The organism is Schwartzia sp. (in: firmicutes), from assembly GCF_978017985.1.
Window position 1 is genome coordinate 1 of record NZ_CDXDFU010000040.1, and the last position, 18,511, is coordinate 18,511.

At 48.5% G+C, this 18,511-nt stretch carries 19 protein-coding genes and 1 pseudogene; all 20 read left to right on the forward strand.

Features of this window, described 5'->3' with window-relative positions; translation table 11 throughout:
• The coding region (locus tag ACY69O_RS01935) for a cobalt-precorrin-7 (C(5))-methyltransferase (RefSeq protein WP_462331786.1) at positions 1 to 344 on the forward strand (344 nt) is incomplete at its 5' end.
• Positions 344 to 925, forward strand: coding sequence for a precorrin-6Y C5,15-methyltransferase (decarboxylating) subunit CbiT (gene cbiT, locus ACY69O_RS01940; RefSeq protein ID WP_462331787.1), 582 nt, complete (start codon positions 344 to 346; stop codon positions 923 to 925). The genes ACY69O_RS01935 and cbiT, both read left to right, overlap by 1 nt.
• Before the next feature lie 12 nt (positions 926 to 937).
• Positions 938 to 1,699: a precorrin-4 C(11)-methyltransferase gene (gene cobM, locus ACY69O_RS01945; protein WP_462331788.1), complete on the forward strand. Its 762-nt coding sequence runs from the start codon at positions 938 to 940 to the stop codon at positions 1,697 to 1,699.
• Entirely contained in the window at positions 1,696 to 2,757 is a 1,062-nt protein-coding gene (locus ACY69O_RS01950; protein WP_462331789.1) for a cobalt-precorrin 5A hydrolase, read from the forward strand. Before cobM ends, ACY69O_RS01950 begins: the two co-directional genes overlap by 4 nt.
• On the forward strand, positions 2,745 to 3,482 hold the full coding sequence (cobJ, locus tag ACY69O_RS01955; protein ID WP_462331790.1) for a precorrin-3B C(17)-methyltransferase: 738 nt from the start codon (positions 2,745 to 2,747) through the stop codon (positions 3,480 to 3,482). Before ACY69O_RS01950 ends, cobJ begins: the two co-directional genes overlap by 13 nt.
• On the forward strand, positions 3,479 to 4,249 hold the full coding sequence (locus ACY69O_RS01960) for a cobalt-precorrin-6A reductase (RefSeq protein ID WP_462331791.1): 771 nt from the start codon (positions 3,479 to 3,481) through the stop codon (positions 4,247 to 4,249). The genes cobJ and ACY69O_RS01960 overlap by 4 nt, the downstream gene beginning before the upstream one ends.
• A 9-nt stretch (positions 4,250 to 4,258) precedes the next feature.
• Positions 4,259 to 4,891 (forward strand): precorrin-8X methylmutase, encoded by a 633-nt coding sequence (locus tag ACY69O_RS01965; RefSeq protein WP_462331792.1) that lies wholly within the window; start codon positions 4,259 to 4,261, stop codon positions 4,889 to 4,891.
• Between the two features lie 26 nt (positions 4,892 to 4,917).
• On the forward strand, positions 4,918 to 6,300 hold the full coding sequence (locus ACY69O_RS01970; protein ID WP_462331793.1) for a cobyrinate a,c-diamide synthase: 1,383 nt from the start codon (positions 4,918 to 4,920) through the stop codon (positions 6,298 to 6,300).
• A 2-nt stretch (positions 6,301 to 6,302) separates the two neighbouring features.
• Positions 6,303 to 6,866 carry a bifunctional adenosylcobinamide kinase/adenosylcobinamide-phosphate guanylyltransferase gene (cobU, locus tag ACY69O_RS01975; protein WP_462331794.1) on the forward strand — a complete coding sequence of 188 codons (564 nt, stop codon included), beginning with the start codon at positions 6,303 to 6,305 and terminating at the stop codon, positions 6,864 to 6,866.
• Positions 6,867 to 6,868: 2 nt separating this feature from the next.
• A complete protein-coding gene (locus tag ACY69O_RS01980) occupies positions 6,869 to 8,398 on the forward strand; it encodes a cobyric acid synthase (protein ID WP_462331795.1) in 1,530 nt (509 codons plus the stop codon).
• On the forward strand, positions 8,395 to 9,357 hold the full coding sequence (cbiB, locus tag ACY69O_RS01985) for an adenosylcobinamide-phosphate synthase CbiB (RefSeq protein ID WP_462331796.1): 963 nt from the start codon (positions 8,395 to 8,397) through the stop codon (positions 9,355 to 9,357). The genes ACY69O_RS01980 and cbiB overlap by 4 nt, the downstream gene beginning before the upstream one ends.
• Positions 9,354 to 10,409, forward strand: a complete 1,056-nt coding sequence (gene mtnA / locus ACY69O_RS01990) for an S-methyl-5-thioribose-1-phosphate isomerase (RefSeq protein ID WP_462331797.1) — start codon at positions 9,354 to 9,356, stop codon at positions 10,407 to 10,409. Before cbiB ends, mtnA begins: the two co-directional genes overlap by 4 nt.
• 145 nt (positions 10,410 to 10,554) lie before the next feature.
• Entirely contained in the window at positions 10,555 to 11,682 is a 1,128-nt protein-coding gene (gene tgt, locus ACY69O_RS01995) for a tRNA guanosine(34) transglycosylase Tgt (protein ID WP_462331798.1), read from the forward strand.
• A gap of 63 nt (positions 11,683 to 11,745) precedes the next feature.
• Complete coding sequence (gene yajC / locus ACY69O_RS02000) at positions 11,746 to 12,075, forward strand: preprotein translocase subunit YajC (protein ID WP_462331799.1); 330 nt, start codon at positions 11,746 to 11,748, stop codon at positions 12,073 to 12,075.
• A complete protein-coding gene (locus ACY69O_RS02005) occupies positions 12,072 to 12,665 on the forward strand; it encodes a 5-formyltetrahydrofolate cyclo-ligase (protein ID WP_462331800.1) in 594 nt (197 codons plus the stop codon). Before yajC ends, ACY69O_RS02005 begins: the two co-directional genes overlap by 4 nt.
• 15 nt (positions 12,666 to 12,680) lie before the next feature.
• Positions 12,681 to 13,391 carry a PP2C family protein-serine/threonine phosphatase gene (locus tag ACY69O_RS02010; protein WP_462331801.1) on the forward strand — a complete coding sequence of 237 codons (711 nt, stop codon included), beginning with the start codon at positions 12,681 to 12,683 and terminating at the stop codon, positions 13,389 to 13,391.
• An 11-nt stretch (positions 13,392 to 13,402) separates the two neighbouring features.
• Positions 13,403 to 13,771 carry a hypothetical protein gene (locus ACY69O_RS02015; protein WP_462331802.1) on the forward strand — a complete coding sequence of 123 codons (369 nt, stop codon included), beginning with the start codon at positions 13,403 to 13,405 and terminating at the stop codon, positions 13,769 to 13,771.
• Complete coding sequence (secD, locus tag ACY69O_RS02020) at positions 13,768 to 15,012, forward strand: protein translocase subunit SecD (protein ID WP_462331803.1); 1,245 nt, start codon at positions 13,768 to 13,770, stop codon at positions 15,010 to 15,012. The genes ACY69O_RS02015 and secD overlap by 4 nt, the downstream gene beginning before the upstream one ends.
• A pseudogene (gene secF / locus ACY69O_RS02025) lies at positions 15,005 to 15,919 on the forward strand (protein translocase subunit SecF); the annotation flags it as partial. The gene secD and the pseudogene secF, both read left to right, overlap by 8 nt.
• Positions 15,920 to 16,179: 260 nt before the next feature.
• Entirely contained in the window at positions 16,180 to 18,138 is a 1,959-nt protein-coding gene (gene recJ, locus ACY69O_RS02030; RefSeq protein ID WP_462331804.1) for a single-stranded-DNA-specific exonuclease RecJ, read from the forward strand.
• Positions 18,139 to 18,511: the final 373 nt, after the last annotated feature.

Sequence of the window (18,511 nt, forward strand, 5' to 3'; positions counted from 1 at the left end):
AGGATGTAATCAATGTTATTCCCGGTATCAGCTCGGTGCAGTATGCTTTTTCAAAGCTTGCTCTGCCCTGGCATGATGCACTGCTTTTAAGTTTTCACGGCCGTGTGCCTGATGATTCAGCCCTTAAATATGAAAAAGGGAAGATTCTAGGTCTGCTCACGGATGCGAAATACAGTTCCAAAACCATACCGGATGTGTTGATGAAGCATGGATGGCCTGCAGATGCCAGACTTTCCGTTTGCTCCCGGCTGTCGTATGAGGACGAGGAAATTGTCCGCACGACGCTCGGCAAAGCAGCCGATGAAAAGGAACAGACACATTGCATATTGGTGGTGGAAGGATAATGGCATTTCTTGGTATACCTGATGAAGAATTTATCCGCGGCAAGGTTCCGATGACAAAGCAGGAAATCCGTGTGCTGACAATGGTAAAGGCACAGATTTCAAAGGATGATATTGTTTGGGATATCGGAGCAGGGACAGGCTCGCTTTCAATTGAAGCGGCAAGAATAGCCGAAAATGGTCATGTTTATTCCATTGAGCGCAATCCTGAAGGAATTGAGCTCATAAAAAGAAATATGGAAAAATTCGGTGTCACGAATCTTACGACAATCGAGGCGGAGGCACCGGAGGGAATGGACAGTATGCCGGACTGTGATGCTGCAATAATCGGAGGCAGCGGCAGACATCTTGAGCCCATTCTCGATAAAATCGATGCTCATCTTAAGACAGGCGGACGTATCGTTCTGAACTGCATTACGATACAGACGCTTTCATCATGTCTTGAATATATGAGAAAACATAAGGACCGGTTTACATATGAAGCAATGCAGGTGCAGGTCAACCGCCTGGAAGCAGTAGGTCCTTATGATATGGCAAAAGCCATAAATCCAATTTACATAGTAACCTGCAAAAAGTTTAAATAGGGGGATTTTTTCATGCAGAAGGTTTCAATCGTAGGTGCGGGTCCTGGAGATCCGGAGCTTATCACGGTCAAAGGGCAGCGTCTTTTGAAAGAGGCGGACGTCGTTATTTATGCGGGTTCGCTTGTCAATCCAAAGATTCTTGAGGTCTGCAGAAAGGATGCCGAAATATATAATTCCGCTTCGATGACTCTGCCTGATGTTGTAGAGGTAGTCGAAAACGCTGTTAAGGCTGATAAAAAGGTAGTACGTCTGCACACGGGTGATCCGGCAATTTACGGAGCTATTCAGGAGCAGATGGACGAATTCAATAAGCGTGGAATCGACTATGAGGTCATTCCGGGTGTCAGCTCGTTCCTTGCGACTGCTGCGGCACTTAAACAGGAATACACACTGCCGAACATTTCACAGACTGTTATTGTTACACGCGGCGCGGGCCGTACGCCGGTTCCTGACCGTGAAAGTCTCAGAAGTCTCGCTCAGCATCAGGCAACAATGTGCATTTTCCTGAGCATTCAGATGCTGGATAAGGTTGTTGAGGAGCTTGAGGCAGGCGGTTATCCTGAGGATACGCCGATAGCTATTGTGCATCGTGCTTCCTGGCCGGAGCAGAAGATTGTCCGTGCAACACTTAAAGATGTTGTAGAGAAGGTCAGGGAGGCAGATATTCCGCGTCAGGCTATGATTGTTGTGGGGCGTGTACTCGATACTGAGTACGATTTGTCCCGTCTGTATGCGCCTGAGTTCGCGCATATGTTCCGGCAGGCATCAAAATGAGATGCGCTGTTTTTCCGGTCACGGCAAATGGTATATTGCTGGCAGAAAAGCTTGCTGCTGCATGCACGCCCCATGTTTTTGACATGTATGTCAAGGAGGGCAGACAGGCACCGGATGGGGCTGTCAGATACGCGGTTCTCGGTGATGCCGTTGCTGACACCTTTGGCCGATATGATGCTTTGATTTTCATTTCGGCAATCGGTATTGCTGTACGCATGATTGCGCCGCATATAAGGAGCAAGCTTACAGACCCTGCTGTCATAGTTATAGATGATGCAGCGAAGCATGCGGTAAGTGTGCTTTCCGGGCATGTGGGAGGCGCGAATGCACTTACTCTGCAGATTGCCTCTGTGCTGGGAGCTGAGCCTGTCATTACGACAGCAACTGATGTAAACAGTATTGAGGCTCCTGATGCAGTTGCAGCTGAGCTCGGTATGAGGCCGTGCCCAAAATCGGAAATACAGACACTGAACAGCGCGCTTGTGGATGGAAAAGAAATACTCTGGGCAATAGACAAGGAACTGTCCAATGCGGATTTCTACACAAAAAAGCTGAAAAGGCACGGTTTTTCAACGGTAAGTATGACACAGGAAGAAATCTTCGGTAAAAAAGATCTTGCTGTGTTTCTTACAGAAAACGCCGGTAAGGAACGAAAAGGGCTCCTGTATCTGCAGCCCAGAAGACTGATTGCCGGAATAGGATGCCGTCGGGATGTACCCGCTGAGGTTATACGCAATGCCCTGCAGAAAGCATGTATGCAGATAGGACAGGATATCGCAAGGGTTTCTGAGATTGCGAGCACTGTTGTAAAAAGCGATGAACAGGGGATTTTGGAGCTTGCTTCATCCTTAGGCATTGAAACTGTCTTTTTCGATAATGAAGTGTTGGAAAAGACGATTAAACGTTACCATCTTCCTGAATCTGCCTTTGTAAAAAGACAGATTGGGGTTGGAAATATATGTGAAGCAGCTGCGCTTTCCGCTGTTGAAGACGGAACGACTGCTTTGCCAAAGACAAAATACACGAAAGTGACGGTGGCACTGGTATGGGAAAAATAGTAGTAGTCGGCCTCGGGCCGGGCAGCATGGAGCAGATGACTCCACGTGCGCGAAAGGCTATCGAGGAGGCTCAGGTTGTAGCAGGATATACAACCTATATAAAACTCATTGAGCCGCTTTTGAAAGATAAAGAGGTTATCGGTACTGGTATGATGCAGGAGGTTGACCGCTGCAAGCTGGCAGTCAAAACTGCTGCAGAGGGCAAGGATACAGTCATGGTATCCTCCGGAGATTCCGGTGTATACGGCATGGCAGGCCTTATTTTGGAAATTGTTGAGACATATCCGGAGGATACACGTCCTCAGGTAGAAATAATCCCAGGTCTTTCGGCTGTAAATGCTGCGGCATCTGTCCTCGGCGCACCGCTTATGCATGATTTCGCGGTTATCAGCCTCAGCGACAGACTGACAAAGTGGGACCTCATCTGCAAGCGTCTTGACTGCGCGGCGCAGGCTGATTTTGTCATTGCGCTTTATAATCCAAAGAGCAAGACACGCGTGAAGCACATCGAGGAAGCACGCGAAATTCTGCTTCGTCATAAAGACCCGTCTACGCCGGTAGGTATCGTAAAGAACGCTGCACGTCCGGGAGAAGAAAAAATTCTTTCTACGCTTGAGAATTTCACGAAGGAAGATATCGACATGTTCTCGCTTGTCATCATTGGCAACAGCAAGACATATATCAAAGATAACTGGATGATTACTCCGAGAGGATATAACGTATGATTTTTCTGGCAGCCGGAACACAGGACGGACGTGAGCTCGCCGGCTATTTGCTCCAAAAAGGATATCCCGTAACAGCCTCTGCTGTCAGTTATTACGGCGGCAGGCTGTTGGAAAAATATCCGGGGATTGTCATAAATGATGAGCCGCTTAATGAAGACGGACTCGTAAAATATATTGAAGAGCACGGTGTTAAGCTTTTCGTGGACGCAAGCCATCCGTATGCGGCAAATGTTTCGCAGAATGCCATGAAGGCCTGCAAACGGACACATATTCCGTATATCAGATATGAGCGCAGGGCAGTGCCGATTGATTACGACAGGGTCTATTCGGTAAATAGCTACGAAGAAGCATCAAAAAAAGCGGCAGAGCTTGGAAAGAATATCTTTCTTACAACTGGAAGCCGCAACCTCAAAGCCTTTTCCACATCTCCGTATCTGAAGGACTGTGTTCTGACTGTCAGACTTCTGCCAACGGCAAGAGTCATTGAGGAGTGTACAGAGCTTGGATTTACTCCAAAGAATATAGTTGCTCTTCAGGGGCCGTTTTCTACGGAGCTGAATATTGCCCTGTACCGTCAGTATGAAGCTGAAGTCATTGTGACAAAGAACAGCGGTGAAATCGGCGGAACAGATACGAAAATCGAGGCGGCAAAGGCGTTGGGACTTCCAATTGTCATGATTGACCGCCCGCAGATTACCTATGATGAAATTGCCTATACTTTTGAGGATATAGCCGCTTTTGCAGAACAGCATATCGCGAAGAAATGAGGAATCAGCATGGACTACATTAAACAGCCTATGGAAATCGAAAACCGCAGCATGGAAATAATCGCGCCGCATCTTGAGGGACTTAATCTTGATGAGGCACAGACAAAGGTTTATTCCCGTATGATTCACGCGGCGGGAGACGTTGAATACGCACCGGTTATCCGTATTCATCCTGATGCTATTAAAGCAACTCAGGAAGCACTCAAAAAAGGTGCCAATATTTATACGGATGTTGAGATGGTGCGCACGGGTATTCACAAGGCATCCTTTAACCGTTACGGCGGAAAGATTGAATGCCGTGTTTCCGACCCTGAAATTGCAAAGTTAGCCAAAGAGAAGGGAATTACGCGTTCAATGGCAGCAATGCGTTCATTCGGAAAGAATCTGGATGGAGCCATAATTGCCATCGGCAACGCTCCGACGGCACTTTTTGAAGTGCTTCGCATGGTCGAAGAGGAAAATATCCGTCCGGCAGTAATAATCGGTATTCCGGTCGGCTTTGTCGGCGCTGCGGACTCCAAGCAGCTTCTCGCTGAAAACACGAAGATTCCGTATATCACGGTAGAAGGTACTAAGGGCGGCAGTCCGATTGCGGCATCCGCAATCAATGCCATCATGTATCTGCTGGATAATCGCAGGTAATTTTACAATCAAAGGGGCAGGCTTCGATGAATACGAAAATTCCACGTGTCGTTATTGCCGCAACGCAAAGCGGGTCGGGAAAAACGACAATCGTAACAGGGCTCCTTGCCGCGCTGCGTGCAAAGGGGCTTAAGGTACAGTCTTATAAAATCGGTCCGGATTACATTGATCCGGGCTATCATAAGCTGGCGAGCGGAAGGCCTGCACATAATCTGGATACCTGGCTGGTTTCCAAGGAAAAGCTGAATGAGATTTTCCAGAAAACAGCGCAGGACGCGGATATCGCTGTTATCGAGGGTGTCATGGGACTCTATGACGGTGGAAAAAACGGTATCAGCTCCACGGCTGAAATCGCAAAGCTCCTTGATGCTCCTGTTCTTCTTGTTATCAACGCTAAATCAATGGGAGAATCCGCGGCGGCTATTGCGCTTGGCTTCAAAAATTACGATCCGACAGTGGATATACGCGGTGTTATCATTAACCGTCTTGGTTCACCGACGCACCGAAGCATGATAGAAGAAGCGCTGGATAAGCTCGATATTCCTGCTTACGGCGCAATTATGCGCAATGATGCGATGATTCTTCCTGAACGGCACCTCGGACTTGTGCCCGTGGAAGAAAATCGAAAAGAAAAAGAGACAGTAGAGGAAATAGGACGAACAATAGCCCGGGAGGTAGATATCGACCGGGTTATTGCGCTTGCAAAATCGGCATCGGAGCTTCCAACGGTTGAGAAACGTTCGGCAGAAACGGGGCGTGATGTGAAAATTGCGGTTGCCCGTGACGACGCGTTTTCATTTTACTATCCGGAGAGCCTTGCGGTGCTTGAGGAATATGGTGCAGAAATTGTACCCTTCAGCCCGCTTAAGGACAGCAGACTGCCGGAGTGCGACGGTCTTATTCTCGGCGGAGGTTTCCCTGAAATGTTCGCGAAAGAGCTCTACGATAACGAAGGAATGCGCACGTCCATACGTGAGGCAGCGGAAGCAGGACTTCCTATTTATGCTGAGTGCGGCGGTTTCATGTACCTCATGAAGCGCATGATTGATTTTGAAAAGAATGCCTATCCTATGCTGGGAATCGTGCCGGGAGAAGTGGAAATGAACCGCAAGCTTCAGACAGTCGGCTACGTTTCCGCGACAATGCATCGTGATACTGTGCTCGGTAAAAAGGGAACTGTTCTTCACGGGCACGAATTCCATTTTTCCTCTGAATGTGCGCCGGCAGAAGGGGTAGAGTATCCGCGTGCCTTTGAGTTTGTACGCACAAGAAAAAAAGAACCGTATGATGCAGGTTATGCGTCGGGTAATATCCTGGGCTCGTATCTGCATCTTCATTTTGCAGGATGTCCTCAGGCAGCAGAGCATTTCGTGGAAACCTGCAGAGCATACAAAAACCGGGAGGCGTGAGCATGGGACAAATCGTGCTTGTTACCGGAGGTGCCCGCAGCGGCAAAAGCAGCTTTGCTGAGAAATATGCCGCGCGCTTCGGAAAACGAATTGCGTATATCGCGACCTCACAGATTTTTGACGATGAGATGAAGTTTCGTGTTAAGCTTCACCGCGAGCGGCGTCCTGCTGACTGGGAAACCTTCGAGGCACCATTTGATGCGCATGAGGCATTAAAGGAAGCAGGAAAAGAACATGATATGATTCTTTTTGACTGCCTGACTATATACGTCAGCAATCTTCTGTGTTCGCTGCCGTCTATAGAGGATTCGGATAAAAACTACGCGCTTGCAAAGGAAAAGATAGATCTTTTGCTTGAGCAGGCAAAAAATAATGACGGGACGACGATTTTTGTGTCGAATGAAGTTGGAAGCGGCATCGTCCCTGAAAATCATCTGGCGAGAGAATACCGTGATATAGCGGGGCTCGCAAACCAGTGGACCGCAAAAGCAGCGGACAAGGTTTATCTTGTTTCATGCGGACTGCCGGTGGATATCAAAAAAATCGCTGAAACTTGGGGGGAATGAACATGGCGAACTGTATCATGATGCAGGGAACAAGTTCCCATGTCGGTAAAAGTATACTGGTAACGGCACTCTGCCGTATTTTATATCAGGACGGAGTACATGTCGTGCCGTTCAAGGCACAGAACATGGCCCTTAACTCGTATGTAACGCGTGACGGTAAGGAAATGGGGCGTGCGCAGGTAGCACAGGCAGAGGCAGCCGGTCTTGAGCCTATGGTTGAAATGAATCCTGTTCTGCTGAAGCCGACAGGTAACGCAAGCTCCCAGATTGTTGTCATGGGACAGCCTGTAGGCAATATGTCCGCTAAGGATTACCATAAAGGCTATTCCGTCAAGCTTTTTGGTCATGTTAAAGAAGCATTGGCAAAGCTGCAGGATGAATATGATACGATTGTTATAGAAGGTGCGGGAAGCCCTGCAGAGGTCAATCTGCATGATAACGACATCGTGAATATGCGTGTAGCAAAATATCTGAACGCTCCTGTTTTGCTTATTGCTGATATAGACCGCGGCGGTGCGCTTGCTTCTCTTGTAGGTACGCTGGAGCTTCTCGAGGAAGAGGAGCGGGCACTGGTCAAGGGACTTATCATCAACAAATTCCGAGGTGATGTGTCGCTTCTGCAGCCGGCTGTGGATTTTCTTGAGAAAAAAACAGGAAAGCCTGTTCTCGGAGTCATTCCGCATCTCGATAATCTCGGTATAGATGATGAGGATTCCGTATCTCTTGATGATAAGCCGGAAAAAGAAAAAGCGCAGGCAGACCTTCATATTGCAGTGATTCGCACACCAAAGATTTCGAACTTCACGGATTTTGATGCCATAGCAAGCGAGAAGGATGTTTCGCTTCACTATGTGACGGACGTTGAGAACTTCGGACAGCCTGACCTTATCATGCTTCCGGGAAGCAAGAATACGACAGAGGATATGCTTTGGCTTCGTTCCTGCGGACTTGAGAAAAAGATTCGCGAGGCGGTGGAGAACGGTACTCCGCTCATCGGTATATGCGGCGGATATCAGATGCTTGGCAAGGAAATCCGCGATCCGCATCATACGGAATCGGTCCACGATGGAACAACGGGGCTCGGTTTCCTCAACATGGCTACGACATTTATTGAAACAAAGCTGACTTCGCAGGTTATTGCGGACTGCCATGAGCTTAATTTTATGGGGACAAAGATATCCGCAAAGAACCTTCGGGGATATGAAATTCACATGGGCGAAACGGAATTCTTCGGTGAAGCGGATACGCACCCGCTTACCATTACGGAACGCCGCGGAGAAAAATGCAGCGTGGAGGAAGGCACCGTACGTGCTGACGGACACGTATTCGGCACATATATCCACGGTGTTTTCGACCATGATGAATTCCGCAGGGCTGTGCTTAATGTACTGCGCGTGAAGAAGGGTCTCGAGCCTCTTGAAAATACACGCAGTCTCTTTGCTGAAAAGCAGCGTGCGTATGACCGTCTGGCAGAAACCGTCCGTGCGAACCTTGATATGGATAAGGTTCGGGAAATATTGGCAGCACAATGAATACAGCAATTTTAGCCTTTGCAATTGACTGCGCAATCGGGGACCCGCGCTCGAGCCTGCACCCGGTAGTGCTTATAGGCAAACTGATTTCGTTATTTGAAGCAATGCTTTACCGGGAGGACGATTCGGATAATATAAAGTTCCTCAAGGGAATGCTTCTGATGATTGCGGTGCTTATTATCTCTTATGAGGTCGCAGACGGAATCATGCATCTGGCATATAAATTTCACAACGAATATGTTACATGGGCGGTAGGGGCCCTGCTTCTGAGCTTTACGATTTCTCCGAGGACTCTTTCCGAGGCGGGACGGGAAATACGTGAATATCTTCTTGCGGGGGATTTGGAGAAAGCCCGGTTTAAGGTAGGCTGGATTGTAGGCCGCGACACCGAAAACCTGACAGTAGGAGAGGTCACGCGTGCTACGGTGGAGACTATATCCGAAAATATCGTTGACGGCATTATTTCTCCCTTGTTTTTCTTTATGCTTGGAGGAGTACCCCTTGCGGTCATGTACCGTGCTGCAAATACTATGGACTCCATGATCGGGTACAAGAATGACAAGTACATGTATTTCGGACGTGCGGCTGCACGGGCCGATGATGTATGGAATTTTATCCCCGCCCGGATAACCGGTGTGCTGCTGATTATTGCGGCGTTCATTCTCCACATGGACTATCGCAATGCATGGCGTATAATGTGCCGTGACGCAAACAAACACCCCAGTCCGAACGGAGGCTTTACCGAGTCAACAGTTGCAGGCGCGCTTGGTATACAGCTGGGCGGACTCAACTATTACTTCGGAAAGCCGTCATTCCGCACATGTATGGGAGACCCTGTTCATGAGCTGGGACCTCATCATATTCTCGCGGCAATTCGGCTTATGTATACGACGACTATCCTCTTTCTTTTGGTTATGGCTATTGTTCATTACTGGTATACGGGAGGACGCTTTATATGAATATCCTGGATTATGATACCGTAACCCTTGATGACGCAGACTCTGCGCTCGTCATAATCGACCAGACGAAGCTTCCGAACAAGCTGGAAATACTGCATCTTCACGCACAAAAAGAAATCTGGGATGCGATATATTTGCTTCAGGTCAGAGGGGCTCCGGCAATCGGTGTTGCGGCAGGCTATGGCGCATATCTGGCAGCAAAAGCAATCGACACAGAAGACTATGCTGTTTTTGAACAGGAATTTACAAAGGCAGCTGACTATCTTAATTCGTCACGTCCTACAGCGGTAAATCTTTCATGGGCTCTTCGCCGAATGAAGGATGTAGTTATTGCAGGGCGCGGCGGCGCAGTGGATGAAGCAAAGCAGGCGTTGTTGGCAGAGGCAAAAGAGATTCAGCAGGAGGACATAGATACCTGCAAAAGAATCGGTGAGCTTGGCCTGTCTCTTGTTAAACCGGGAGACGGAATTCTCACGCACTGCAACGCGGGGCAGCTTGCGACAAGCCGTTACGGTACGGCTACCGCACCAATGTACTTAGGTCATCAGCAGGGCTATCACTTCAGGATTTACTGCGACGAGACGCGTCCGCTTCTGCAGGGCGCACGGCTGACCTCTTATGAGCTCTCATCAGCAGGGCTTGATGTTACTGTATTATGTGACAGTATGGCGGCGTCCTTGATGAAGCAGGGGAAAATACAGGCTGTTTTCACCGGCTGCGACCGTGTTGCCGCGAATGGTGATTCAGCAAATAAAATCGGAACGATGCCGCTTGCGATTGCAGCGAAGCACTTCGGCGTTCCATTTTATATCTGCGCGCCGTCGTCGACTATCGATATGGATTCGAAGACAGGAAAGGATATCAAAATCGAGCAGAGACCTGCCGAAGAGGTCACAGAGATGTGGTATAAGGAACGCATGGCACCCAAGGGCATCAAGGTATTCAATCCGGCATTTGATGTGACCGATGCGGAGCTTATCACTGCAATAGTGACAGAAAAAGGAATTCTGCGCGCGCCTTACACGGAATCCATTAAAGCAATATTCAAATGAAATAGCAGCGTGCTTGCGCGCTTAAAAAAGTCCCGGTGCTAAGCCGGGATTTTCTTTTGGTTCAATTCTTTCTTTTTATTTCTATTTATTCTATAATAGAAACGGTGTGTCCAGATTGTTTGATTAGTTTAGGAGGGCAGAAAGTTTGCCAGCAATTACTTATGAATTGATTCATCGGGATGAGAAAACGGGAGCGCGCGCGGGCATTATTCATACACCGCACGGGAGCTTCGAAACACCGATATTTATGCCGGTGGGAACACAGGCATCGGTCAAGGGTATCTCCCCTGATGAGCTCAAAGATTTAAATGCAGGAATTATCCTTAGCAATACGTATCACCTTTTCCTCCGTCCGGGCATGGACCTTGTGCGTGAAGCGGGAGGTCTGCACAAATTTATGCACTGGGACCGTGCGATTCTGACGGACAGCGGCGGATTTCAGGTATTCAGTCTCGGCCCGTTGAGAAAGATAACGGAGGAAGGCGTTACCTTCCGTTCGCATATCGACGGCTCCAAGCAGTTCCTGTCACCGGAGGTATCCATTGCCGTACAGACGGCGCTCGGCTCCGATATTGTCATGGCGTTTGATGAATGTGTGCCGTATCCTGCTGATTTCGAGTACACGAAAAATTCTCTCGCGCGTACATTGCGCTGGGCAGAACGCTGCAAGAAGGCAATGACACGTGATGACCAGGGGCTTTTCGGTATCGTGCAGGGCGGTATGTATCAGGAGCTTCGCCACGAAAGCGTGGACAGACTCATCGAAATGGATTTACCGGGATATTCCATCGGCGGTCTTTCTGTAGGTGAGCCGAAGGAAATGATGTACGAGGTTCTCTCGTATACGGCAGAACGCCTGCCGGAGAATAAGCCACGTTATCTGATGGGCGTCGGAACTCCGGACTGCCTCGTTGAGGGTGTCGAGCGGGGAATCGACATGTTTGACTGCGTATTCCCGACACGCGTAGCAAGAAACGGTATGGCTATGACTTGGACCGGGCGTCTTGTCATGAAAAATAAGGTGTTTGAGCATGACCATACGATTCTTGAGGACGGCTGTGGATGCTATGCATGCCGCAACGGTTACACAAGAGCATATATCCGTCATCTTGTGCGTGCCGGAGAAATCTTCGGACTTCGCCTTTTGACACTGCACAACCTTTGGTTCCTGCAGGATTACATGCGTAAAATGCGTCAGGCGATTCTTGAGGACCGTTTCACGGAATTCAAAAATGATTTTTTCCGAAACTATGATATGCGTGGGAAAAATTAACAAAAAAATACAATAATGTTGTATACTAATTAATTAGATTACAGATGAACTGGAGGAATAATTTTGAGTCAGGAAACATTAGCAATGCTCAGCACGTACGGCCCGCTGGTGGCGGTAATGATTTTGTTCTATTTCATGCTGTACCGTCCTCAGAAAGCAGAACAGCAGCGCCGTAAGGAAATGCTTGATAATCTGAAGGTAGGAAACGAAGTCATGACGGTGGGCGGTATCTACGGAACAATCAGCCGCATGGAAGAGAATGTAATCCATCTTGAGATTGCTGACAAAGTTGTCATCAAAATTGCGCGTTCCGCAATCAATACGAATATTTCGACGCGTACATCGGCTAAAGCCGGTGTCGACATGCATTCGGATGAGATGAAGTCCGAATGACATCGGATTTGACCGAGAGCAAACGCCTTTTTCGCAAAAATGCGCTGAAAAACCGCAGAGCCCTTTCGGATACGGAGAGAAATACCTACAGCAGCACTATAAAGCGGCTGCTGTTTGATTTTCCGCCGTTCCAGCAGGCAAAGCGGATTTTTGCGTTTGCCTCGATGCCGGATGAAGTGCATACAAAAGAGCTTCTCGCGCAAATGCTGGAAGAGGGAAAGGAAGTATCTATTCCTCTTGTAACAGGTCCCCGTAAAATGGAGGCTGTCACATTTTCCTCGATGGAAGACCTTGTTCCTGAAAAATACGGTATTTTGACGGTAAAGCCTGAAAAAAGGAAGCCTGTAGAGCCTTCGGCATTAGATTTTATTCTTGTGCCGGGTGTTGCTTTTTCCAAGGACGGAGTCCGTCTGGGAATGGGCGGCGGCTACTACGACACATTCCTTGAGCGGGCTGTATCGGCATATCGGCTTGCGGTGGTTTATGGGTGTCAGGTCTTTGACACGGTACCTGCTGAGCCGTGGGATGCGCGTGTTGATGCGATTTTGACCGAGCAGGGAATAGCATTTTGTCCGGAACGCCAAAAATAAGTGTGGTGAAAAATCATGGAAGTAAAGATTGGAATTGCGCGGACATCGAAATATGCGATGGATTATTGCGGCGACAGCTGTGATATAGCCGAGCGTCCCCACGGTGGAATATCTGCCGTTATTGCGGACGGACAGGGCAACGGCCTTGCGGCACATCATACCAGCAGCTGGGTCGTAAACAAAGCTGTTTCGCTTTTGACAGACGGCGCACGGGACGGCGCAGTTGCACGCGCGGTGCATGATTATCTGTATGCCATGAAGGATAAAAAAGTCTCATGCACGCTTACCGTGCTGAGTGCCGACCTTGAAACGGAAACAGTCGTTATCAGCAGAAATTCTAACTGTCCCGTCATAGTCAAAACTCCCGAATATGAGACCGTCTATGATGACGAAGTAGGGCCTATCGGTGTGAACCGCCACATGAAGCCTATGATGTATGAAGTTCCTTTCGAAGAAGGAATGATGGTGGTTTCTTACACTGACGGCATAGCACAGGCGGGAAGAAAGCGCGGGGGTCCGCAGGCAGATTTTGAGAAGATAATGGCAATCATACGGGATAATCCTGCAGAGGATGTCGATTATGTGGCAAAAGCAATCATCGAATACGCTCTTGAAATGGACCATGATCAGGCATCTGACGATATGACGGTTGTAGTAATGAGTATTTTGGGAAGTCAGCAGCCGGGACCTAAAGTTGAACAGATCTCGGTAACATATCCGTACTGAGAGGAGCTTCTATGCGAATTGCAATCGTTGGGGTCTGTGCCTCGGGCAAAACCACACTTGTAAAAGGGCTTAAGGATGCCGGTTATGATGCGTATAATGTTGCCCAGGAGCACTCCGGGATACATAACTTCTGGAATAAACATCATCCTGATGTACTCATCATGATTGATGCTACACTTCCTGCAATAAAAAAACGCCGGCTTGTATTTTGGGATCAGGAAAGACTGGACGTTCAGCATAAACGTCTGTCTGACGCGAAAGCGCATGCCAATCTCTTTATACAGACGGATGCATATACCGCGGATGAGGTCCGCGAACAGGTCATTGATTATGTAGAGGCCTGGAAAAAGAATCAAACGGAAGGGAATGGAAATAGTTGAGGAAACAGGAATTTCTAAAACTTATCGTATGCGTGGCTGCAATCGTCGGATTGTTCTTCGCATTCGTATCGCCGCTGGCGTACTCCATCCGTCAGGGTCTCGACCTGCAGGGTGGTACGCATGTTGTACTTGAAGCAGAAGACACACCGGAAGCACCGGTCAACCATGACGCTATGGAGCGTGTACTTCATATCATGGAAAAACGTGTCAACGAGCTTGGTCTTACAGAGCCGATGATTCAGCGTCAGGGTGAACGCAGAATTATCATCGAGCTTCCGGGAATTAAAGACCCGGACAAAGCAATCGCGGTCATTGGTAAAACTGCTATGCTCGAATTTAAGGACGAAGAGGGCAATACTGTTCTTACCGGTACAGACCTGAAGGATGCAAAAGAGCAGACTGACCAGCAGAATCAGCACCTTGTATCCCTTGATTTCTCCGATGAAGGCGGCAAGAAATTTGCTGACCTCACGACGAAAAATGTGGGACGCCGTATCGCAATCCTGCTTGACGGCGAGGTTTTGACTGCACCGAACGTAAAAGAGCCTATCACAGGCGGCAAGGCTGTTATCACAGGCCAGCGCACTCTCGAAGAGGCGCATAACCTCGCTATTCTTCTTCGCAGCGGTGCTCTTCCTGTAAAGGTTAATATCATTGAAACACGCACTGTTGGACCTACACTTGGACAGGATTCCAAGGACAAGAGTGAGTTTGCGTTCACAATCGGTATCGGCGCGGTTCTCATCTTCATGATTCTTTTCTATCGCCTTTCCGGACTTCTTGCGGACATCAGCCTTATGGCGTATGTCCTGCTGCTTCTCGCGTCGCTGAAATTCCTTGATGCGACACTTACACTTCCGGGCGTTGCGGGTATCATATTGTCAGTAGGTATGGCGGTCGATGCCAACGTGCTGATATTTGAACATTTCAAAGAAGAATATCAAAAGGGTTCGACACTTCGCATGTCTATGAACAATGGCTTCAAACGTGCGTTTACAACGATTTTTGACTCGAACCTTACAACGATTATTGCTGCGATGGTTCTGTTCGCATTCGGAACAGGCTCTATCCGCGGATTTGCGATTACCTTGGGACTTGGTGTTGTTTTGAGTATGTTCACGGCTATTACGCTGTCGAACTTCATGCTGAAAATGCTTGTAGGCTCGAACGTGGTTACGAGCCCGTTCCTCTTGGGTGCGCATGCACGTGAAAATGGAACGGAGGTGAGTGACCGTGCTTGAGAATGCAAAGTTTGATATTGTCGGACGCCGCAAAATCTGGTATCTGATTTCTCTTCTCGTCATCATTCCGGGTATTTTCTGCATGGTGACTAAGGGCTTTAACTTTGGTATCGACTTTACAGGCGGTACGATTATTGAAATGCGCTTTGATAAACCGGTGGGCATTCAGTCCGTCCGCGAGGTCATGGCGCAGTACAAGCTGGATAACGCGCAGATTCAGCTCTCCGGAGATTCCTCCAATGCTCTTGAGGCGCGTGATGTTCTTATCCGTACAGTTGACCTTGAGGAATCCGAGCGTAAGGCTGTCATGGCATCTATGAAAGAAAAGCTCGGAGACTACCAGATGCTTCGTGAGGAAAAAGTCGGAGCAACAATGGGAACAGAGCTTCTTCTGAATGCTCTGTGGGCAACGCTCCTTTCCTGGGCGCTTATAGTTGTCTACGTTTCCTTCCGATTCGAGTTCCGCTTCGGTCTCGCTGCAGTGCTTGCCCTGATTCATGACGTGCTTATCGTTCTCGCTGCATTCTCCTTTACGCAGCGCCAGATTGATTCCTCGTTTGTTGCGGCACTTCTGACTATCGTCGGTTACTCCATTAACGATACAATCGTTATATTTGACCGTATCCGTGAGAATCTGAAGCTTCATTTCCGCCGCGGCGGCGATGTCATTGCGCTTGCAAACCGCAGTATCTATCAGACACTCACACGTTCTATCTATACGGTAGTTACGGTTCTCTTTACAACGTTTGCCCTCTATTGGTTCGGCGGCGATACGACGAAGGATTTCTCCTTTGCTCTGCTCGTCGGCTTCATGAGCGGCTGCTATTCGTCCATCTTTATCGCAAGCCCGCTGTGGGCTACGTTCCGTGAATGGGCGGAAAACAAAAAAGCTGAAAAGCGTGCGGCAGACAAGCCTAAGAAGGAAGCTGCTGAGTCTGATGGTGAAGAGCACTCCGAAGTACCTCATAAAGATGGCGAAGCGCACAGCAAAAAGGCGAAAAAAACAGTAACGGAAAAACCGGTCTACAAGAAAAAGAAAAAAACGGCAGAGGAAGAAAAGCAGGAAGAACCTGTGGAAGTCCTCACACCGGAAGAAGTTAAAGAATAAATACAAGCTCAGCCTGTCCTTTTATGGGGCAGGCTGAACTTGTACGGAGACGAATTAATATGGATAAAAAATGGACAATCCGTACTCATGACGAAAAAAAGGAAGCTGATTTTGCACAGGAGCTCGGAGTGAGCAGGCTTGTTGCAGGAGTTCTTTTGGAACGTGGAATTACGGACGCCGATGAGGCCCGCAGTTTTCTCGATCCGTATAATACGCAGCCCTTCTATGACCCTTTTCTGCTTCCGGATATGAACGCGGCAGTCGGACGTATAAAAAGAGCATTGGAAACAAACGAACACATTGTAGTATACGGAGACTATGATGTTGACGGCATGTCTGCCGTGACCGTCCTGCTTCGCGGACTGCGCCGCCTTGGGGCCGATGTGTCGTATTACATTCCTAACCGCCATACAGAAGGCTACGGAATACACACAGAAGCACTGGAAAAACTGGCAGCGGAAGGAGCAAATCTTCTTATCTCCGTGGACTGCGGAATTACCTCTGTAGAAGCAGTTGATGCAATGCAGGGAAAGCTGGATATGATTATCACGGACCATCATCTTCCTGAGGGACCGCTGCCGGAAGCTGTTGCAGTCATAGACGCTCACCGCGGGGACAGCATTTATCCTTATTCGGATTTGTGCGGGGCAGGAGTTGCCTTTAAGCTCTGTCAGGCACTTTTTTCGGAGCTTCGAGATGAACCCTTCGAAACATATACAAAGGATATTGAGGTAGCGGCTCTGGGGACGATTGCAGATTTAGTGCCTCTGCTTGGAGAAAACCGCAAAATCGCGGCGATGGGCCTTGAACGCTTTCAGGACACGGAATTGACAGGACTTCGTGCGCTCATAGAGGTATCGGGGTGTCAGGGCAAAAAAGTCAACGCCGGTCATGTGGGATTCAGTATAGCACCGAGACTGAATGCGGCAGGACGTCTTGAAACCGCATCAAAAGGGGCTGAGCTGCTTTTGACACAGAATGAAGCAAAGGCAGCTGAGCTTGCATCTGAGCTTTCGCAAATTAACAGTGAACGTCAGGGTATAGAACAGGAAATATTTGAGGCAGCAGACAGTAAACTGCAGACTATGGACATGGATAATACACATGTTATTGTCGTAGCGGGTGAAAATTGGAATCCGGGCGTAATAGGCCTTGCTGCTTCAAAACTTACCGAAAAATATTACAGACCGTCCATAGTTATCGGAATAAAGGACGGTGTAGGCAAGGGCTCATGCCGCAGTATCGACGGCTTTAACATATTCGAAGCCCTTTCCGCGTGCAAGGAAGATATGATTCAGTTCGGAGGGCATGCCATGGCGGCAGGACTTACCGTCGAAGCAGACCATATCGACGCATTGCGTGAAAGCCTTGAAAAATGGGCACAGGATAATATCAAAGAGGAAGTTTACCAGCCTGTATTAAAGGTTGAAGCGGAGCTTCATGTGGGTGACATAGACATCAATCTTATGAAAGAGCTTGAAAAGCTTGAGCCCTACGGCATGGGGAATCCCAGACCCCTTTTCGCTGATTTTGACATACAGGCTGAACAGGCACGTACAATGGGCAGAGATGGAAAGCATCTTCAGATGACATTTCCGGGCGGCTTCCGTGCAATCATGTGGAACCACGGTGATGATGTCCCTATGATTCAGTCCGGTGCCGTGGATATTGCATATGTTCCGGAAATCAATGAGTGGAACGGGATGCAGTCTGTTGAGGCACGCGTGTCCGAGCTTCGTGAAACAGAAAGCCGCAGAGTACCGCCAACAAGAGAAATACTGGCAGGAATTTACCGTGTAATTCGAAGCCGCGCGGGCGCTGAGCAGATGGCGCGCGGTACTGATATACAGCTGGCAGCTGCATGTGGTGTTTCAGGGTACACATATCGTCTTGCCATAAAGATTTTTGATGAACTCGGGCTCATGCAGCAAAAGGAAGACGGCGTATTTGTTCCCAACGCACCCGAAAAACGCTCACTGGAAGACTCGGAGACATTCCGCCGATGCAGCGAAAAATAAAATTTTTTGACAGCACGTTGTATTTTGTCCTCTTCAGGGCATTTATATAGGTGAAAGGTTCCTTAAGTAATCATTCAGCCGTAACAGCACACCGACATACCATACGGGTAATTTCTCGCTGCAGCTGATGAGGCAGCAATGTTTTACTAAGACACCCTTCACACAAACCGCCGAAGATGGAACTGTATTTTAAAAGACTCCGCAAGGAGTCGCGCGCAGCAGGGAAGTTCAGGCACACAAACGAACCAAAGTTTTACAGCATTAAAAGTATTGAAATTGACCTAGGGGAAAGTACGCCCCAAAACCGTACACCGCTCTTTGAACTGCAAAAATCGACAGCAAGGCCCGCACTCTGTAGAAGCTGCCCAAGGTG